At 67.9% G+C, this 18208-nt stretch carries 5 protein-coding genes; all 5 read right to left on the reverse strand.

What is annotated here, in order from left to right:
* Positions 1–39: 39 nt before the first annotated feature.
* Positions 40–1767: a type II secretion system ATPase GspE gene (gene gspE / locus XnspCFBP7698_RS12850; RefSeq protein WP_199680148.1), complete on the reverse strand. Its 1728-nt coding sequence runs from the start codon at positions 1765–1767 to the stop codon at positions 40–42.
* Positions 1768–1897: 130 nt separating this feature from the next.
* On the reverse strand, positions 1898–3781 hold the full coding sequence (locus XnspCFBP7698_RS12855) for a S8 family peptidase (protein ID WP_104579108.1): 1884 nt from the start codon (positions 3779–3781) through the stop codon (positions 1898–1900).
* Positions 3782–4018: 237 nt separating this feature from the next.
* Positions 4019–11077 carry an ESPR-type extended signal peptide-containing protein gene (locus XnspCFBP7698_RS12860; RefSeq protein WP_104579109.1) on the reverse strand — a complete coding sequence of 2353 codons (7059 nt, stop codon included), beginning with the start codon at positions 11075–11077 and terminating at the stop codon, positions 4019–4021.
* A 545-nt stretch (positions 11078–11622) separates the two neighbouring features.
* Positions 11623–13506, reverse strand: a complete 1884-nt coding sequence (locus tag XnspCFBP7698_RS12865) for a S8 family peptidase (RefSeq protein WP_199680149.1) — start codon at positions 13504–13506, stop codon at positions 11623–11625.
* Between the two features lie 88 nt (positions 13507–13594).
* Positions 13595–17419, reverse strand: coding sequence for a YadA-like family protein (locus tag XnspCFBP7698_RS12870; protein ID WP_233548981.1), 3825 nt, complete (start codon positions 17417–17419; stop codon positions 13595–13597).
* Positions 17420–18208 lie beyond the last annotated feature (789 nt).

The raw sequence follows: 18208 nt of genomic DNA on the forward strand, positions 1-18208 counted from the left end.
ATCCCGAGCATCCGATGCTCACTCTTGCTCCATTGATGCTCACGCATCCTCCGTGACGCGCAGGACTTCTTCGATGGTGGTTTCGCCACGCAGGGCCTTGGACAGGCCGTCTTCGTACATGGTGCGCATGCCGGCCTGGCGTGCGAGTTGTTCGATCTCGCCCATGCCGGCGCGGCGCATCACCGCACGCCGCAGTTCATCGTTCATCACCAGGAACTCGACGATGGTGGTGCGGCCCAGGTAACCGGTGGGTGCGGCGGCGGAGGGGCGCGGGCGATACAGGTAGATCTCGCCCTCCGGCTGCAGGCGGCGCAGATCGAACTTGTCGATCTCCTCCGGCGATGCGGCATAGCGTTCGGCATTGGCCAGGTCGAGTTTGCGGACCAGCCGCTGGGCCAGGATGCCGTTGATGGTGGAGGTCAGCAGGTAATCTTCCACGCCCATGTCCAGCAGGCGGGTGATGCCGCCGGCGGCGTTGTTGGTGTGCAACGTGGAGAGCACCAGGTGGCCGGTGAGCGCGGACTGGATCGCGATGCGCGCGGTCTCCAGATCGCGCATTTCGCCGATCATGATGATGTCCGGGTCCTGGCGCACGATGCTGCGCAGCGCATTGGCAAAATCCAGCCCGATCTGCGGCTTGGCCTGGATCTGGTTGATGCCTTCGATCTGGTATTCCACCGGGTCTTCGACGGTGATGATCTTGACGTCGGAGGTATTGAGCTGGCTCAACGCGGTGTACAGCGTGGTGGTCTTGCCCGAGCCGGTGGGGCCGGTGACCAGCATGATGCCGTGCGGCTGCTCCAGCACCTTGCGGAACTGCGGCAGAAACTCTTCGGTGAAGCCCAGCTTGTAGAAGTCGAACACCACCGTTTCGCGATCGAGCAGGCGCATCACCACGCTTTCGCCATGCGCGGTGGGCACGGTGCTGACGCGCAGGTCCAGCTCCTTGCCCTGCACGCGCAACATGATGCGGCCGTCCTGCGGCAGGCGGCGCTCGGCGATATTGAGCTTGGCCATGATCTTGATGCGGCTGATCACCGCGGCAGTGAGCTTGGCCGGCGGGCTCTCGCCCTCCACCAGCACGCCATCGACGCGGTAACGCACCTTGAGCCGGCTTTCGAACGGTTCGATATGGATGTCGGAGGCGCGCAGTTCCACCGCGTGCTGGATCACCAAGTTCACCAGCCGGATCACCGGCGCTTCGGAGGCCAGATCGCGCAGCGCTTCGATGTCGTCGTTACTGTTGGCATCGCCATCGGCAGTTTCGACAATGGTGCCCATCGCGCTGCGGCCCTGGCCGTACCAACGCTCGATCAGATCGTCGATTTCCGAACGCAGCCCAACCTGCAGGAACAATGCGCAGCCGGTGGCAAGGCGAACGGCATCCACGGCGTAATCGTCATACGGGTCGGCGATCCACAGCTCCAGCCGGCCATCGCGTTCGCCCACCGGGCACAGATGAAATTGCTTGAGGAAGCGCAGCGACAGGCCCTGTACGTCCGGCAGCATTTCCGGTGGGGTATCGCCGAGTTGGCGTGCATCCACCAACGGCAGGCCGAGCACATCGGCGCAGGTCTCTGCGTGATCGCGTTCGGACACCAGGCCCAGACGGCCGAGCAGGGCCAGCAGGCCCATGCCTGACTCGGCCTGCAACTGGCGCGCGCGCAGCAGGTCGGAGTCTTTCAGACGACGGCGTTCAAGCAGTGCTTCGACGATGCGCGTTTCGGCACTTCGCTGCTCAATTGAATCGACGGCAACCGCGTTCACACTCGTCTCCACTGGTCCGGCGCCGACTGTAGCAGTTTGCCGCGACGATCAACCGCACGCATCTGAATCCCCCTGAAAAACGATGCCCCCGGTGATGAGCCGGGGGCATCGGTCACACTATTGCATGCGCTTACTGTCGCGCAACGAGCGTCACCTTCGCATAGGCCGACGCACCCACCAACTTGATGTAGTAGGTGCCTGCCTTGGGCGCGGTGAAGCGCACGGTTTCGCTGTTGCCGGGGCGGGTCGACTTGGCATCGAAGCTGGTGGCGCTGGGCTCGGCTTCATGGCTGACGTACAGTGAGACGTCGCCGGTGCCGCCATAGGTCATGAAGCTCAGCACGGCGCCGGCCTTGGCCTCGAAGCTGTACAGCGTGGCGCTGCCGGCAGTGCCGCTCAGGCCGGTCACCGGCACCTTGTTGGTCAGGGCGATGGCGGTCGGCGCGCAGCTCTCGGTGGACGGGTCGCACGGCTCCACCAGCACCGCTTCCAGTGCGGCCTTGGCATCGACAATGCCGCTGCCGATCGGGGTGCTGGCCGGCGGGGTCACCGGGAAACGGCGGCTGGTCTGCTTGAGCAGGGCTTCCACCGCAGCCGGGGTCAACGGGCCATCGCCCAGACCGATGGACGCGCTCTGCACCAGCGCCACGACGCCGGCCACGTGCGGGGACGCCATCGAGGTGCCGCCCATTCCCATATAGATGTAGGAACCGGAGGTCGGCGTGGTCGCACCGTCGTAGCCGGCCTGCCAGATGTAGCCGCCCGGATTGCCGTCCACGCTGCCACCGCCACCCGGGCCGGACAGGTCGACCTTGCTGCCGTAGTTGGAGTAATAGGTGATGCCGCCAGTGATGCGCGTGGCGCCCACGGTAATGGTGTTGTTGCAGCTGGCCGGCGAATGGTTGGCTGCATCTTCGCCACTGTTGCCGGCCGCCACCACCACGGTGGTGCCGCGCGAGACCGCGCCATTGATCGCCAGCTGGGTGGCCGAGTCGCACGGCTCGCCGCCGCCCAGGCTCATGTTGATCACTTCGGCCGGATTGGTGTTGGCCGGCACGCCTTCGACGGTGCCGCCGGACGCCCACACGATGGCGTCGGCGATGTCGGAGGTGTAGCCGCCGCAACGGCCGAGCACGCGCACCGGCAGGATGGTCGCCTTCGGCGCCACGCCGGCCATGCCGATGCCGTTATTGGTGGCCTCGGCCACGGTGCCCGAGACGTGGGTGCCGTGCCAGGAGCTCTCCTGTGCCACCGAGCCGCTGTAGCAGACGTTGTCGGCCTCTTCCCAGTCGCCGTAGTCCAGCGCGCCCGGCACGCGGGCATCGGTCGGGCGGCGCGAGACTTCTGCGTCGGTGATGAAGTCGTAGCCCTGCAGCAGGTTGCCGGCAAAGTCCGGGTGGCCCGGCAGGATGCCGGTGTCCAGCACTGCCACCACCACGCCGGCGCCCTGCGACAGGTCCCATGCCGCCGGCGCATTGATGCCGCCAGTCGGGTTGCTCAGGTGCCACTGGTACTGCGCGTACAGCGGGTCGTTGGGCACCAGTTGCGGGCTCACGTCGGTGGCCGGCACGTTCTTCTGGATGTCGATCGGACGCAGCATGCGGTCGATCTGCACGTCGGCCACGGACGGGTCGTTCTTCAGCTCCACCACCACCTTGTTCACCTGTGCGGCAGTCAGCGTGCTGGACAGCCTGATCAGGTCCGAACCGATGCCCAGCTTGCGCACATACGTCGCCTTGGCAGCGGCGGCAGCGCTGCGTGCGCCGGTGCTGGCGCCAACGCGGCCGACAGCGGCCTGCACGGCATTGAGCTTGCTGCTGCGATCGGTCGCAGCGGCAGTGTTGTCCTTGTAGCGCACGATTAGGCGGCTACTGAATGCGGCGCCGGCCGGAGCTGCCTGGGTCGGTTCCTTGACCAGCAGTTTCGGTGCGGCAGCCAGGGTGCCGGATGCACCCAGGGCCATCATCAGGATGGCGCCGGTCAGCGGGGTGAGGCGGAAGGTCTTGTCGATCACGGTGAAATCCTCTTCGTGTTTTTCGTGAATCAGGCTTGGAACGACGTCGGCAACGGCGCGCAGCCGTCAAACGGCCTGCGCTGTTGCTGTGGATCGCTCCTGGTACGGCCATCACTCCATGCGAATCCGTTGGCTGGCCTAGCCACGGTCCTTGCCCGCCCCCTCAGGCCTTGCCTTGCCGCGGCGGCGCATGTGCGCGCCGCCGCGTGTGATGCAACTGCGCGTGCGTGTGCCGCGTTACCAGCCGAAACCGGCACCCACGCCGATCGAGCTGTCGTCGCCGCTGAGCGCACCGCCCACCGTCAACGTGGCGCGCGGGCTGATCGCACGCTGGTAGCCCACCGACAACGCCGATTCGCCGTTCTGGAATCCCACACCGGCACCGATGCGGTTCTGCGACGCGATACCCGCCACGCTGGCGGACATGTTCAACATCGCCGAGCTCATCGCGCCCTGACGGTCCAGGCGACGGTTCTGCCGACGCAGACGGTCTTCGATATCGCCCTGGTAGCTTTCGAAGCTGTCGGCCATCGCGCTGTAGCGGCTGTCCGTGTAGCTGTTGGCCGCCGCAACCCCGCTGTCCAACTGCCCCTTGTTCACTGCATCGGTGGCGCGCACGCCGGCCGCCACATTGGCCACCTGACGCTCGCCGCCGACGCTGCCCACCGACACCGTGTTGGCACGATCGGCCACCGAGCCCTGCCCCAGGGCAACCGCGCCCTGCGCACTGGCACGTGCCCCTTGACCGATCGCCGTGCCGGAGGCCGCGCTGACCTGCGCGCCCTCGCCCATCGCCACCGCATTGGTGGCCACCGCGGCAATCTGCGTATTGGCGCCCACCGCCGTGCTGCCATCGGCATTGACGCGTGCATTGCTGCCGATCGCCGTGTCGTTGGGGCCGTGCGCATACGCGCTGCCGCCAATTGCAGTACCGGTGACGTGGTTGGCCACCGCCGCCGTCCCCACTGCCGTGGACGTTGCCGCCGGCGTGATGCTGCCGACCACGGCGGCGGTGGGCGTGCCCTGCACGCCGCTCGCCGCCGTGGAGGCGCTCACGTTGCCGGCCGCATCGCTTGTGACAGTTGCGGCAACCGCGGGCACCGTTGCGGCCCGCAGCGACGCGGTGCCGGCCGTCGTGCCGGCAACCGCGCTGCCACCACGTGCATCCAGTTCGGTGACCTTGCTGTCCAGCGCAGTCAACGCCGCGCCCACGTTGTTGTAGCTGGCGCCCTGGATCACGTAGGTCGGCGCAACGAACACGCCCTGCGCGCCGATCGCCGCACCGCCGCCCAGGAAGCTGGCCGCATTGCTCAACGACTGGAACAGCTGGTCACCGTTGATGGCATCGGTGCTGGCATCGGCAATCGCACCGGCGCCCACGTTGACGATGCGGCGCGTGGCCGGACCGCCGCGCCCATTGCCGCTACCCACCGACACCGTGTTGGCGTCGTAGGTGCGCGAGCCCGAGCCCAACGCTACCGAATCGGCACCGCTGGCGCCGGCGTTGGCACCCAATGCCACGGCATTGCTGCCGCTTTCACGCACGAAGGAGTTGTAGCCCAGCGCCACGCCGTTTTCGCCGATGGAACTGGTCTGACGGCCCATCGCGGTGCTGTTCACGCCGCTGGCGCTGCTGTCCACGCCCATCGCGCTGGCGCCGGTGGCCGACGCGCGGCTGCCGGAGGCGATGGCCACACTGCGTGCACCACTGGCAGTGGCGCCCGCACCCGCGGCGGTCGCGCGGTCACCGGTTGCCACGGCCACGCCGTCGCCGGTGGTCTTGACCATGCCGCTGGTGGTTTGCACATCGGCCGCCAATGCATCCAGCTGGCCCTTGTTGACCGCATCGCTGGCGGTCTGGCCATCGCTGACGTTGACGATGCGGCGCGTGGCCGGACCGCCGCGCCCATTGCCGCTACCCACCGACACCGTGTTGGCGTCGTAGGTGCGCGAGCCCGAGCCCAACGCTACCGAATCGGCACCGCTGGCGCCGGCGTTGGCACCCAATGCCACGGCATTGCTGCCGCTTTCACGCACGAAGGAGTTGTAGCCCAGCGCCACGCCGTTTTCGCCGATGGAACTGGTCTGACGGCCCATCGCGGTGCTGTTCACGCCGCTGGCACTGCTGTCCACGCCCATCGCGCTGGCACCGGTGGCCGACGCGCTGCTGCCGGAGGCGATGGCCACACTACGTGCGCCGGTGGCGGCGGCGCCCGAGCCTGCAGCGGTGCTGCGCTCGCCGGTCGCCGAAGCCACTGCATCGCCGGTGGTCTTGAACTTGCTGCTGGTGTTCTGCACATCGGCCGTCAGCGCATCGAGCTGGCCCTTGTTGACCGCATCGGTCGCCGCCTGGCCATCGCTGACGTTGACGATGCGACGCGTGGCCGGACCGCCGCGCCCATTGCCGCTGCCGATCGACACCGTGTCGGCTTCATAGGTCCGCGAACCGGAGCCCAGCGCGACCGAATCGGCACCGGTTGCACCGGCGTTGGCACCCAGGGCCACGCCGTTGACCGCGCTCTGGCGCACGAACGAGTTATAGCCAACCGAGACCGCGTTTTCGCCGATGACGTTGACCTGACGGCCGACGCCGGTGCTGTTGATGCCGGTGGCCGATGCATCCACACCGACCACGCTGGCGCCGATTGCATCGGCGCGGCTGCCGCCACCCAAGGCCAGCGTGTTGTCGGCAAGCGCGGCTGCACTCTGGCCCAGTGCAGTCGCATTGGCGCCGTCGGCATAGGAATTCCAGCCGATTGCGGTGGTGTAGTCCGCGGTTGCCCACGCACCTGCACCGAAGGCGGCCGCGCCGGTGCCGGACGCACGTGCCGGAATGAACCCGAAGAACGTGCTGCCGCCCACCGCCACGCTTTCGTCGCCGGTGGCTTCGCTGAATTCACCCACGGCCACGGCGCTGGCGCCGGAGGCCAGCGAGGCAGCGCCGACGGCGGTGCTGTAGTCGCTCGAGGCCACTGCGCCGTAGCCCAGTGCCGACGACAGGCGGCCGCTGGATTCGCTGTAGCCACCGAATGCGGCGCTGCCGACATTGGAGGCGGCACTGCGGAAACCCGCAGCGGTGGCCTGGTTGTCGGAGGCCACCGCTTCGCTGCCGAGTGCGGTGGTGTAGGTGGAAATCGCCTGCGCACCGGCACCGTTCGCGGTGGCGCCGATATCGCTGGCCAATGCGTTGCTGCCGACCGCGCTGCTGTTTTCGCCCACTGCTTGAGCGTTGTTGCCCACCGCTGCCGCGCCGATGCCGCCAGCCAACGCGGCGACGCCAACTGCGGTGGCGTTGTCGACTACTGCCTGCGCCCCTGCGCCCAATGCGGTGGTGCCGGTACCGGTGGCATTGGCGCCCTCGCCTGCCGCCAACACGTTGTCGCCTTCCACATACGCGCCGGCGTCGCTGTCGTCGCTGCCGCTGGCCTGGAAGTACTTGCTGGTGGCTGCACCGGCTTCGGCAACCGCGGTGAGCTGGTCTAGATTCACCGCATCGGTACCTTGCGTGCCGGCTGCCACGTTGGTGATCTGGCGCTCGTTGCCGGCACTGCCCACCGACACCGCGAAGTCACGATCGGCCACCGAATCGGCGCCCAACGCCACGCTGCTTTCGCCGGTGGATTCGGAGAAATTCCCCAGCGCGGTGCTGTTGAGGCCCGGCGCCCACGCCGCGCCGCCGAGTGCCGTGGAGAAATCGCCGGAGGCTTCGGTCGGCAACAGGCCGAGCACCGCACCGCCGACCGACACGCTGTTGTAGCCACTGGCCACGCTGCCCTGGCCGGCCGCCACACTGTAGGCGCCGGTGGCGGTTGCATCGCTACCCACGGCCAGCGTGTTGGAACCGCTGGCCGTGCTGAAATTACCCAGCGCGGTGCTGTTGAAACCGCTGGCGGTGGAATAGCCGCCCAAGGCGGTGGTGTAGTTGCCGGTGGCTTCGGCACCGAAGCCGAAGGCCGCCGCACTGGTGCCGTTGGCGACGCTTTCCGCACCGACCGCGGTGGCCGACTCGCCGCTGGCGCTGGCGAAATAGCCCATCGCGGTGGATTCGCTGCCTTGCGCTTCGCTCAACGCGCCGACCGCCAGCGAACCATCGCCATAGGCGCCTGCCGCTGCGCCGAGCGCGGTGCTCTGCGCGCCGGCTGCTTCGCTCTCGCCACCCACGGCCACCGCGTAGTCACCGCTGGCCTGGCTGAAGGCGCCATTGGACACGCTGCCGAAACCGCTGGCCGCGGCGTTGTAACCGGCCGCATTGGCGTACTGCGCCGTGGCGCTGGCACCGCTGCCGATGGCCACCGCACCGATTGCGGTGGCCTGGCTGCCGGCACCGAATGCGCTGCTGTAATCGCCGTCCGCGGTGGCATTGGAACCGGCCGCGGTCGCGTCGTCGCCCTGTGCGAGGGCGGTGCCGTCACCGGTGCCCGCGTACAGGCGCGCGGTATTTTCCGCAGCGCCAGCCACGGCGTTGAGCTGATCGAGATTCACCGCATCGGTGCCCTCGGTGCCGGCCGCAACATTGGCAATCTGGCGCTCGCTGCCGGCCGTGCCCACCGACACCGTGTTGGCGCGATCGGCGACGGCGCCTGCACCCAGCGCAACGCTGTTGTCGGCAGATGCCAGCGCGCCGCCGCCGAGGCTGATGCTCTGCGTGCCCACCGCAGTGGCTTCCCAACCCAGTGCAATGCTGTCATCGCCCGTCGCATCGGATTGGCCGCCGAGCGAAATGGCACGCGGACCATATGCATTTGCGTAGGTGCCTACCGCAATCCCGCCGGTATCGGCCGCAAACGCGTTCGCGCCCACTGCCGTGCTGTCATCGCCGTAGGCCACACTTTCGGTCCCGATGGCGGTGCCGCCGTTACCCCATGCCACGCTAGCAAAGCCCAGCGCAGTCGATGCGCTGCCGTTGCCGATGCTTTCGTAACCGATTGCCGTTGCACCACGCCCGTTGGAAATGCTGTTGCCGCCGACGGCAGTGCTGAAATATCCCGATGCATTGCTGTCGCCGCCGAGCGCGGTGGCGTAGTCGTCGCCGGCACTGCTGTTGAAACCGATCGCAGTGGCATTGGCAATGCTGGCGTTGGCATTGCTGCCGACCGCCGTGGTGCCCAGCGCGGAGGCCTGGCTGCCTGCACCGAGCGCAATGGCGTCGTCGCCCGACGCGTTACTGGTGCTACCCAGCGCAACGGTGCGCTCGCCGAAGGCACTGCTGTTTGCGCCGATCGCGGTGGATGCGCTGCCACCGGCGGCGGCATTGGCACCGAAGGCGGCACTGTCATCGCCGAACGCGACGCTTGCGCCGCCCACGGCCGTACTGGTGTCGCCGAAGGCCACGCTGCCCACACCCAGCGCAGTGGAATCGGCGCCGTTGGCGATGCTTTCGTAACCCAGGGCGGTCGCGCCGCTGGTGGTGGCCTGGCTTGCGCCGCCCACTGCGGTGCTGGACTCGCCCGAAGCGCTGCTGTTGCCGCCGAGCGCGGTGGTGTTTTCGGCGATTGCGGCGCTGTTGAAACCCACCGCCGTGGCGTTGTCGGTGGTGGCATTGGCGCCACTGCCAACGGCAGTTGCGCCCTGCGCAGAGGCCGCGCTGCTCGAACCCAGCGCGGTGCTGTAATCGCTGAAGGCCGATGCGTTGGAACCGGCAGCGACGCTGTCGACGCCTTCTGCAACGGCGGCGCCATCGCCGGTGGCGACAAAGGAACGCGCGGTGGTGGATGCAACGTCGGACACCGCGTTGAGCTGCTCGAGATTCACCGCATCGGTGCCCTCGGTACCAGCGGCCACGTTGGTGATCTGACGCTCATCGCCGGCCGCGCCCACCGATACGGTGTTGGCGCGCGTGGCGACCGAGTTGGCACCCAACGCAACCGAGTTGGCGCCGCGTGCAGTGCTGTAGTAGCCGAGCGCGGTGCTGAGTTCGCCGCTGGCCCAGGATTCCGGGCCAACCGCGGTGGCGCCTTCGCCAGGTGCGTAGGCAAAGTAGCCCACGGCGGTGGCTTCGGTGCCAGAGGCTTCGCTGAGCGTGCCGACGGCCGTGGTGTAGGTGCCGGATGCGATCGCACCAGCGCCGAGCGCAGTCGCCGCTTCGCCGCTGGCCTGGGTCTGCACGAAGAAACCCAGGCCGGGGATGAGATCCACCGGGCCGCCGACAGCGGTGCTGCTGGTGCCGCTGGCGCTGGTCTGCGTGCCCACGGCAGTGGCGTAATCGCCGGCCGCATTGGCCACCGCGCCGAACGCGGACGACTGCGCACCGGCCGCATACGCGCCGACGCCGAACGAGGAGGCCGCAAAGCCATCGGCATTGGCGCTGGCGCCAACCGCGGTTCCGCCGACGCCGGCGCTGGTGGCGCCGGTATCGACCGGCACGCCGCCGTTGGTGATCAACGGCTGGCCGTCTTCGTTCACCGCCGCGCCGCCAACGGCCACGCTGGCCGGGCCAGTGGCCTGTGCGTTATGGCCGAAGGCCGCGCTGTTCTGGCCCGATGCCAGTGCATTGAACCCCACTGCCGTTGCGTTCTCGGCCACGGCATTGGCGCCACTGCCCAGCGCGGTGGCGGCGGCGCCCACTGCATTGGCGCCATCGCCTGCAGCCAGGGCGCGCTCGCCTTCGACATAGGCGCCGACGCTGTCTTCGCCCGGGCTTGCCTTGAAGAACGTTGCGGTGTCTTCGGCCACGTCGGCCACGTCGCGCAGCTGCGCGACGTTGACCGCGTCGGTGGCGTTGACGCCCGCGGTGACATTGGTGATGCGGCGCGTGGCCGGGCCACCGCGGCCGTTGCCGCTGCCCACCGACACCACGTCGTCTTCGTGGGTGCGCGAGCCTGCGCCCAGCGCCACGGAATTTGCACCGGTGACGCCGGCATTGGCACCCAGCGCCACGCCGTTTTCGCCGGCCTGACGCACGAAACTGTTGTAGCCGATGGCCACGGCGTTTTCGCCGATCGCATTGGTCTGGCGCCCGATCGCGCTGCTGTTCACGCCGCTGGCGCTGCTGTCGGCGCCGGTGGCCACTGCGCCGGTCGCGCTGGCATGGCTGCCTGCGCCGATGGCGGTCGCCTTGGCGGCGGATGCAGCAGCGCCGCGGCCGACTTCGACCGATTGCGCGGTTGCGGGGAGCGGCGTGACAAGTCCGGCGCTACCCAGCGCCAGGGTGATGGCGGCGGCCAGGGCCAGGCTCTGGCGGCGGTCGATGAGCGAGGCTGGAGCGACGGCTCCGGGGCTGTCACCGCTGGCCAATTCCGATGCCACGGCCCATACGCCCAATGATTTGTTCCAGACCTTGCGATAAATCCGATTCATCGACGCACGACTCCTGAGTTGTTTGGACTGGTTTTTGGCGAACACCCACCATCGGAAGGCCGTTCGGCCAGGCGATTCCCCGCGGTTGGTTGCGCTATGGACCTTGCGGCGATGGGCGGCTCGCGCCTGCACCCTGGATAGTCAAAAAGTGAACGCTACCCAACCATAGAACTGCGCGAAGTGTTAACAGTCGTCAAATCAGGCGTCAAGTTTTTGACAGAAAGCGAAGATAAGCGTGCATTTAGTCACACTTCTGCTTGCTTTTATTATTTTTTTGATAATTCTTTGGAAAACAGCGACCTAGATCGTGTCTCACGAGACATTCGGATCCTGAATAGCCGTGTCTGGTGAAGACAAAAAAGCCCGCTGGCAGGACGCCAGCGGGCTTGGTTGCGCAAAACCGTACGCGGAACAGGTCAGAAGGCCGGTCAGCGCGCTCCGCGCCGCCGTCCTCAGGCTGCGCCCTTGTCGCCGAGACCGGTGTTACCTACAGAACTGCGCCAAGAAACCGACGACAGCGCTCCCTTGCGCTGCCGCGTGTCGGATCACTGACGCGCCAGCAGACTCACCCCATCGAAGCCACTGCCATCGAGCCGGAGGAAATAGGTTCCGGTGCGTGGCGCGGTAAAGCGCACGGTCTGGCTGGTTCCGCTGCGGCTGGACATGCCGTCGTTATCGGTCGCGGTCGGCGCGCGGCCCAACGCGACATACAGCGCGGTCTGCCCGCTGCCGCCGAAGCTGATGAAGCTCAGTACCGCGCCGGCATTCGCTTCGAAGGCAAAGACGCCGGCATCGCCGGCCACATTCGACAGACCGCGTTCGGCCACGCCGTTGCGCAGCGTCTGCGCGTCCAGCTGGCAGCTCAGGTCGCCACTGTCGCAGCGGCGCAGTGCACGATCGATGGCTGCGGCGGCGTCCACGATGCCGCTACCGGCCGGTGTGGTCAGCGGCAACTGCACGGGAAAGGCGCGCGCGCTGCGCTTGAGCAGGCGTTCCAGCGCCGCAGGTGTCAACGGCGGTTTGCCGTCGGCGATCAAGGCGCTTTGCACCAGTGCGGCGGTCCCGGCCACATGCGGCGAGGCCATCGAGGTCCCGGCAAAACCAGGCCCGACATAGGTGAATTGCCCGGACGTGGGCGTGGTTTTGCCGGTGTAGCCGGTCTGCCAGATCCAGCTGCCGATCGGGCCGTCGTACAAGGTGTCGGTTTCCAGATTGCGCGCGCCGCCGCCGGGTGCGGCCAGATCGATCAAGCTGCCGAAATTGCTGTAGTACGCCAGCCCGCCGGTCAGGCGGGTGGCCGCCACCGACACCACGTTGGCACAGTTGGCCGGCACCGCGCTGGATACATCCGAGCTGTCGTTGCCGGCCGCCACCACCACGGTGGTGCCTCGCGCTACCGCGCCATTGATCGCCGCCTGCGTCACCGAATCGCAGGGACCGAAACCGCCCAGGCTCATGTTGATGATTTCCGCCGGATCGCGATTGTCCGGCACACCATCCACATGCCCGCCGGACGCCCACACGATGGCATCGCTGATGTCCGAAGACGAACCCCCGCAATGGCCGAGCACGCGCACCGGCAACACCTTGGCCTTGTAGGCCACGCCGGCGCCACCGATGCCGTTGCCGGTGGCTTCGGCAATCGTGCCGGCCACGTGCGTGCCGTGCCAGGAACTGTCGCGGGCTGCTGAAAAAATGCCGCATTCGCCGTCCGTCGCTTCCCAATCCCCGTAATCCAGCGCCCCCGGCACGCGCGCATCGGTGGCGCGTCGCGAGGTGTCGGCGTTGGTGATGAAGTCGTAGCCCTGCAACAGGTTGCCGGCCAGATCCGGGTGCCCCGGCAAGATGCCGGTGTCGATCACGGCCACCACCACGCCCTCGCCTTGCGCGGTCTTCCACGCCGCCGGCGCATCGATGCCGCCGACCGGATCGGTGAGATGCCATTGATTGCTCGCCAGCAACGGGTCGTTGGGGAGGCTGCCGCCACTGCTCTGCAACGGATACATGCGCGTGTCGATCTGCGCATATTCCACCGCAGGATCCGCTTGCAGCGCACGTACCAGGCGATCGGCGTCGCTGCGGTGCAGTCGAGTGGGCAACTTGATCAACTCGCTGCCCACTGCCAGCGTCCGCACATGCGTCGGCGCCGGATGCACGCCGCTGCGCGCGGCCGGAGCCAACTGCACGGCAGCGCGTGACGCGGCCGCGGTGATCGTGGCCACCGACACGGCGCCGACACTGCGCGCGGCCACCGTGCCGCTGCGATATTTGACGATGATGCCGTCGACCGGCGCATCGCGCAGGGCCTGCTGACGTTGCACGGTGCGCATGCCGGCATCGGCGGCAGCCGCAAGGGCGCTGCCGCCGGACAGCAAGAGTACGGCGCTGCAGGCGATGGCAAGCGCGCGGGAATGATGGGTCTGAATCACGATGACGTCCTCTTCAAGATGAAATGCATGGCGAATGAGTGAGCGCGCAGCGGCCGCACATGCCACCGCTACGCGTGCAAGGCCTGCGTTACCAGCCGAAACCGGCACCCACGCCGATCGAGCTGTCGTCGCCGCTGAGCGCACCGCCCACCGTCAACGTGGCGCGCGGGCTGATCGCACGCTGGTAGCCCACCGACAATGCCGATTCGCCGTTCTGGAACCCCACACCGGCACCGATGCGGTTCTGCGATGCGATACCCGCCACGCTGGCGGACATGTTCAACATCGCCGAGCTCATCGCGCCCTGACGGTCCAGGCGACGGTTCTGCCGACGCAGACGGTCTTCGATATCGCCCTGGTAGCTTTCGAAGCTGTCGGCCATCGCGCTGTAGCGGCTGTCGGTGTAGCTGTTGGCTGCGGCAACCCCGCTGTCCAGCTGCCCCTTGTTCACCGCATCGGTGGCGCGCACACCGGCCGCCACGTTGGCCACCTGACGCTCGCCGCCGACGCTGCCCACCGACACCGTGTTGGCACGATCGGCCACCGAGCCCTGCCCCAGGGCAACCGCGCCCTGCGCACTGGCACGTGCCCCTTGACCGATCGCCGTGCCGGAGGCCGCGCTGACCTGCGCGCCCTCGCCCATCGCCACCGCATTGGTGGCCACCGCGGCAATCTGCGTATTGGCGCCCACCGCCGTGCTGCCATCGGCATTGACGCGTGCATTGCTGCCGATCGCCGTGTCGTTGGGGCCGTGCGCATACGCACTGCCGCCAATTGCAGTACCGGTGACGTGGTTGGCCACTGCAGCAGGGCCGACCGCCGTGGACGTTGCCGCCGGCGTGATGCTGCCGACCACGGCAGCGGTGGGCGTGCCCTGCACGCCATCGGCCTGCGCAGGACTGCCGGCCGACGCCGTGGCGAGCGAGGCCGCGACAGCGCCGGTGTCGTCCGTTGCCAGTGCGCCAGCGGCAAGGTCGCTTGCACCACTGCCGCCCACCGCATTGGCCGCCGACGACACGCGGGCCGATGCCACGCGCGCGGCGCTGCCGCGTGACGCCACTGCCGTGCCGCCACGCGCATCCAGCTCGCTGACCTTGCTGTCCAGGGCCGTCAATGCAGCGCCCACATTGCTGTAACTGCTGCCCTGGATCACGTAGGTCGGCGCGACGAACACGCCCTGCGCGCCGATCGCCGCACCGCCGCCAAGGAAGCTGGCCGCATTGCTCAACGACTGGAACAGTTGCCCGCCATTGAGCGCATCGGTGCTGCCCGCTGCAATCGCACCGGCACCGACATTGACGATGCGACGGCTGGCCGGACCGCCGCGGCCGTTGCCATTGCCCACCGAGACCACCTCGGCCTGGTCACTGCGTGCACCTGCGCCGAGCGCGACGGAATCGGCGCCGTTGGCACCGGCGTTGGTGCCTACCGCCACCGCGTTGCGCCCGCTCTCGCGGGTAAAGGCGTTGTGGCCCAGTGCCAGGCTGTTGTTGCCGAGCGCACGCGCCTGCACGCCCACCGCGACCGCCGCACTGCCGATGTCGCCGACGAACACCCCGACGCTGGCGTCGCGCCCGATCGCAATCGCATCGGCGGCGTCGGCCCTGGCGTTGGTGCCCAGCGCGATGGCATCGCGATGGACGATTGAGGTGTCGGCACCGCTGCCGATGGCAATACTGCGGTTGTTTGCGGCACGCGCGTCGTAGCCGATGGCAATGCCTTCCTCGCCCCAGGCCGATGCTGCGCCCCCGAGCGCCACGGCACGTGGCGCGGACGCCGCTGCGCTATGGCCGATCGCCACCGCATCGGTATTGCTGCCATTGGGAAAGACATTGGCGTTGTAGCCCAGGGCAATTGCATAGTCGGCCTGGCTCTGCGCGCCAGCCCCGATGGCAATGCCCCCGACACCGGACGCGCCGGCACTGCGCAGCGTGTTGCTGATGAGCGAGAAGCCGCCCACGGTGATGCTGCGCTCGCCGGTCGATGCCGCGCTGCTGCCAACGGCGATACTGCTTTCGCCAAAACCCAGCGCATTGAAGCCCACCGCCGTCGCCAGGCTGGCGGCGGAGGTGGCATTGAACCCGAACGCCGACGATCCGGCGCCGCGTGCGGCCGAGAAACTTCCCAACGCGGCGGTGGTGTCCGCCAGCGCCTGCGCACCGAAACCCACCGCGGTCGACTGCGTGCCCAGTGCCCTGGCACCGGTCCCCACGGCGGTGGCAAACACCTGCATGGCGGTAGCGCCGCCGCCCAGGGCGACTGCGCCGCGCCCTTGCGCGGTGGTGGCCTGCTCCTGCTCGCCGATGATGAAGCCGGCGGCATCCACCAGCGGCACCGTGGCAACACCGCCTACCGCCAGCGCCGAGGCGTCGGAGGCACTGGCATTGCGGCCAACCGCCACGGCGTCGCGCCCGATCGCCGCACTGCCCGATCCCAGCGCACCCGCACCCTCGCCCAGCGCATTGCTGGCACTGCCAAGCGCAACCGCATTGCTGCCTTCGGCAAAGGCCGCCGGCTCGTCGGTGTCGGACTTGGCCAACGCAAGATGGCTATCCAGGCGTGCAGCGACCGCGCGCACGCTATCCAGCTGCGCGACGTTCACCGCATCCGATGCCTCGGTCCCGGCCGCCACATTGGTGATCTGCCGGGTCAGGCCGGTCTGCACGTTGCCCACCGACACCGTGTTGCTGCGGTCCGCGTAGGAAAACGCGCCCAGCGCCACTGCGCTGGAGGCAGAACGGTTCCACGCATCGTCGACAAAGTCGCCAACCCGCGCGCCATAGCCGAGTGCCACCGCATCGACCCCGTTGGTCTGCGCATCGGCACCGATGGCGGTGTTGTTGCCGTTGAACCACGAGGTGCTGGCACGGGCACCGAGTGCGACGCTGTTTTCGGTATAGGTGACGCTGTCCTGGCCGATCGAGATGCCACCGTCGCCCATCGTCAACGCGAAGCCGCCCAGCGACACGGTGCCCGGTGCGAAGGTGCCCGCCGAGTGCCCGATCGCTATCGAATCGGTGTTGCCGGGTCTGTTGGGAAACACGTTGGAGTCGTAGCCGATCGCAATGGCATAGTCGGACTGACTCTGCGCGCCCGCACCGAAGGCGATGCCACCACGCCCGGTGGCCGCCGTGATCGCGCCGAAATCGCTGACACCCCCGATCACCACGCTCTGCGCACCGATGGCGAAAGCGGTATCGCCGATCGCAACGCTGCTGGCGCCATCGCTGCGCGCCCGGTAGCCGAAGGCGGTTGCCGTGTCGGCACTGGCCCGCGACAGGTAGCCACCGGCAGTGGACAGGAAACCGTTTGCCGTGGACAGGCCGCCTACTGCGGTCGCCCCATCGCTGAAGGTCTGCGCGCGGTAGCCCAGCGCCGTGCTCTGCACGCCGTCGGCGCTGGCACCACTGCCAAGCGCGCTGGCAAATGGCGTGGCGGCCACCGCACCGCCCCCGATGGCGGTGGCGCCAACGCCTGCCGCCTGCGCGGCCAGTTCGCGTTGACCAATGACAAACCCGAACGCGTCGTAGTCGTAAACGGTGGCCACCCCACCGAGGGCGACGGCCGATTCTCCGGCTGCCGTTGCGTTGTAGCCGATTGCGGTGGCATTGCGCTCCACCGCCAGGCTGCCGCCGCCGAGCGCGATGGTTCCATCGCCCAGGGCATTGCTTGCATTGCCCAGGGCCAGCGCATCCTGCCCGTCGGCAAAGGGCGGCAGGTCGCTGTCGGCCGCGGGTGTTGCCGCGCGCTGGGTCGTTGCACGCTCCAACGGTGCAGCCGTGGCAGCGGCATCGATGCCCGCATCGGGACCGCAGTGTTGCTGGCCATCGATCAGGCGGCATTGCGCGCCCGGCGCCGCCTGCGCGGTGACCGCACCGGCAACGCCCGCCATGCCGAACAGCACCACCCCCATGGATGCCGTCAGCAGGCTGCCGGCCTGTGCCCGCCGCATGCTTGGCCGGTGATGTCCGGTGGCGCAGGCATGCGCCGCCATTCGGTCGAGAGCGCCCTGCTCGAGACCGTCCTGCAGATAATGTCGTTTCATTAACGCCTTACTCCCCATTGGCCTGGTGTGTAAAAAAACCGGCCACCGCGCGATTGCATCGCACGGTCCCCCTGAGGCTCTGTCGACATGCGCACACATGCCTTCTGCGGCGGAAAACCTCCCGCGCAAAAGATTCAATCAAGTAAATAAACGGATGCAGCAGATAATGCGGAAATTCCGCAAATGGATAACGCCAGATGAATCTATTGAAAAACACAGTATTCAAATGCGCTAGACGTCGCATTATCGAAGTGGCGACCATCCACCCATGAAAAACTAGTATTTTTATTAGTTACTTAAAAAATACCACGTACCGGCGTTTTCATTTACTTGCATACGATCTCCACGCCACCTGCAGACCGGCATCGCGCAGCGCGCTTGCGCTTCGATCTGCTGGAGGCCGTGGGCGGTCGGGGTGGGGTGCGGAGTGCGCTCGGCTGTCGTGCTGGCCGGCCCCGCGCCAGGCCCGGCGCAGCAGGTATCACGGCGCAGCGGTCGCGCTGGCCGCCCAGCGGGCGCCATCAATCACTGGCGCAGGGACATCGCTGCCAGCACGCGGCGCGCCTGGCGAACGCCGATGTCAGGCCATCGCACAAACGACAACGGCCGCGCGCAGGGCTGCACACGGCCGTGAATGATGGCGCTGGCAGCGGGCGA

This window comes from Xanthomonas sp. CFBP 7698, from assembly GCF_003600855.1.
Lineage (GTDB): Bacteria > Pseudomonadota > Gammaproteobacteria > Xanthomonadales > Xanthomonadaceae > Xanthomonas > Xanthomonas cannabis.

Bases quoted from the DNA above. Each gene is read 5' to 3' on its own strand.
- XnspCFBP7698_RS12870 (WP_233548981.1), bottom strand. From the start codon at position 17,419: ATGGGGGTGGTGCTGTTCGGCATGGCGGGCGTTGCCGGTGCGGTCACC.
- XnspCFBP7698_RS12860 (WP_104579109.1), bottom strand. From the start codon at position 11,077: ATGAATCGGATTTATCGCAAGGTCTGGAACAAATCATTGGGCGTATGG.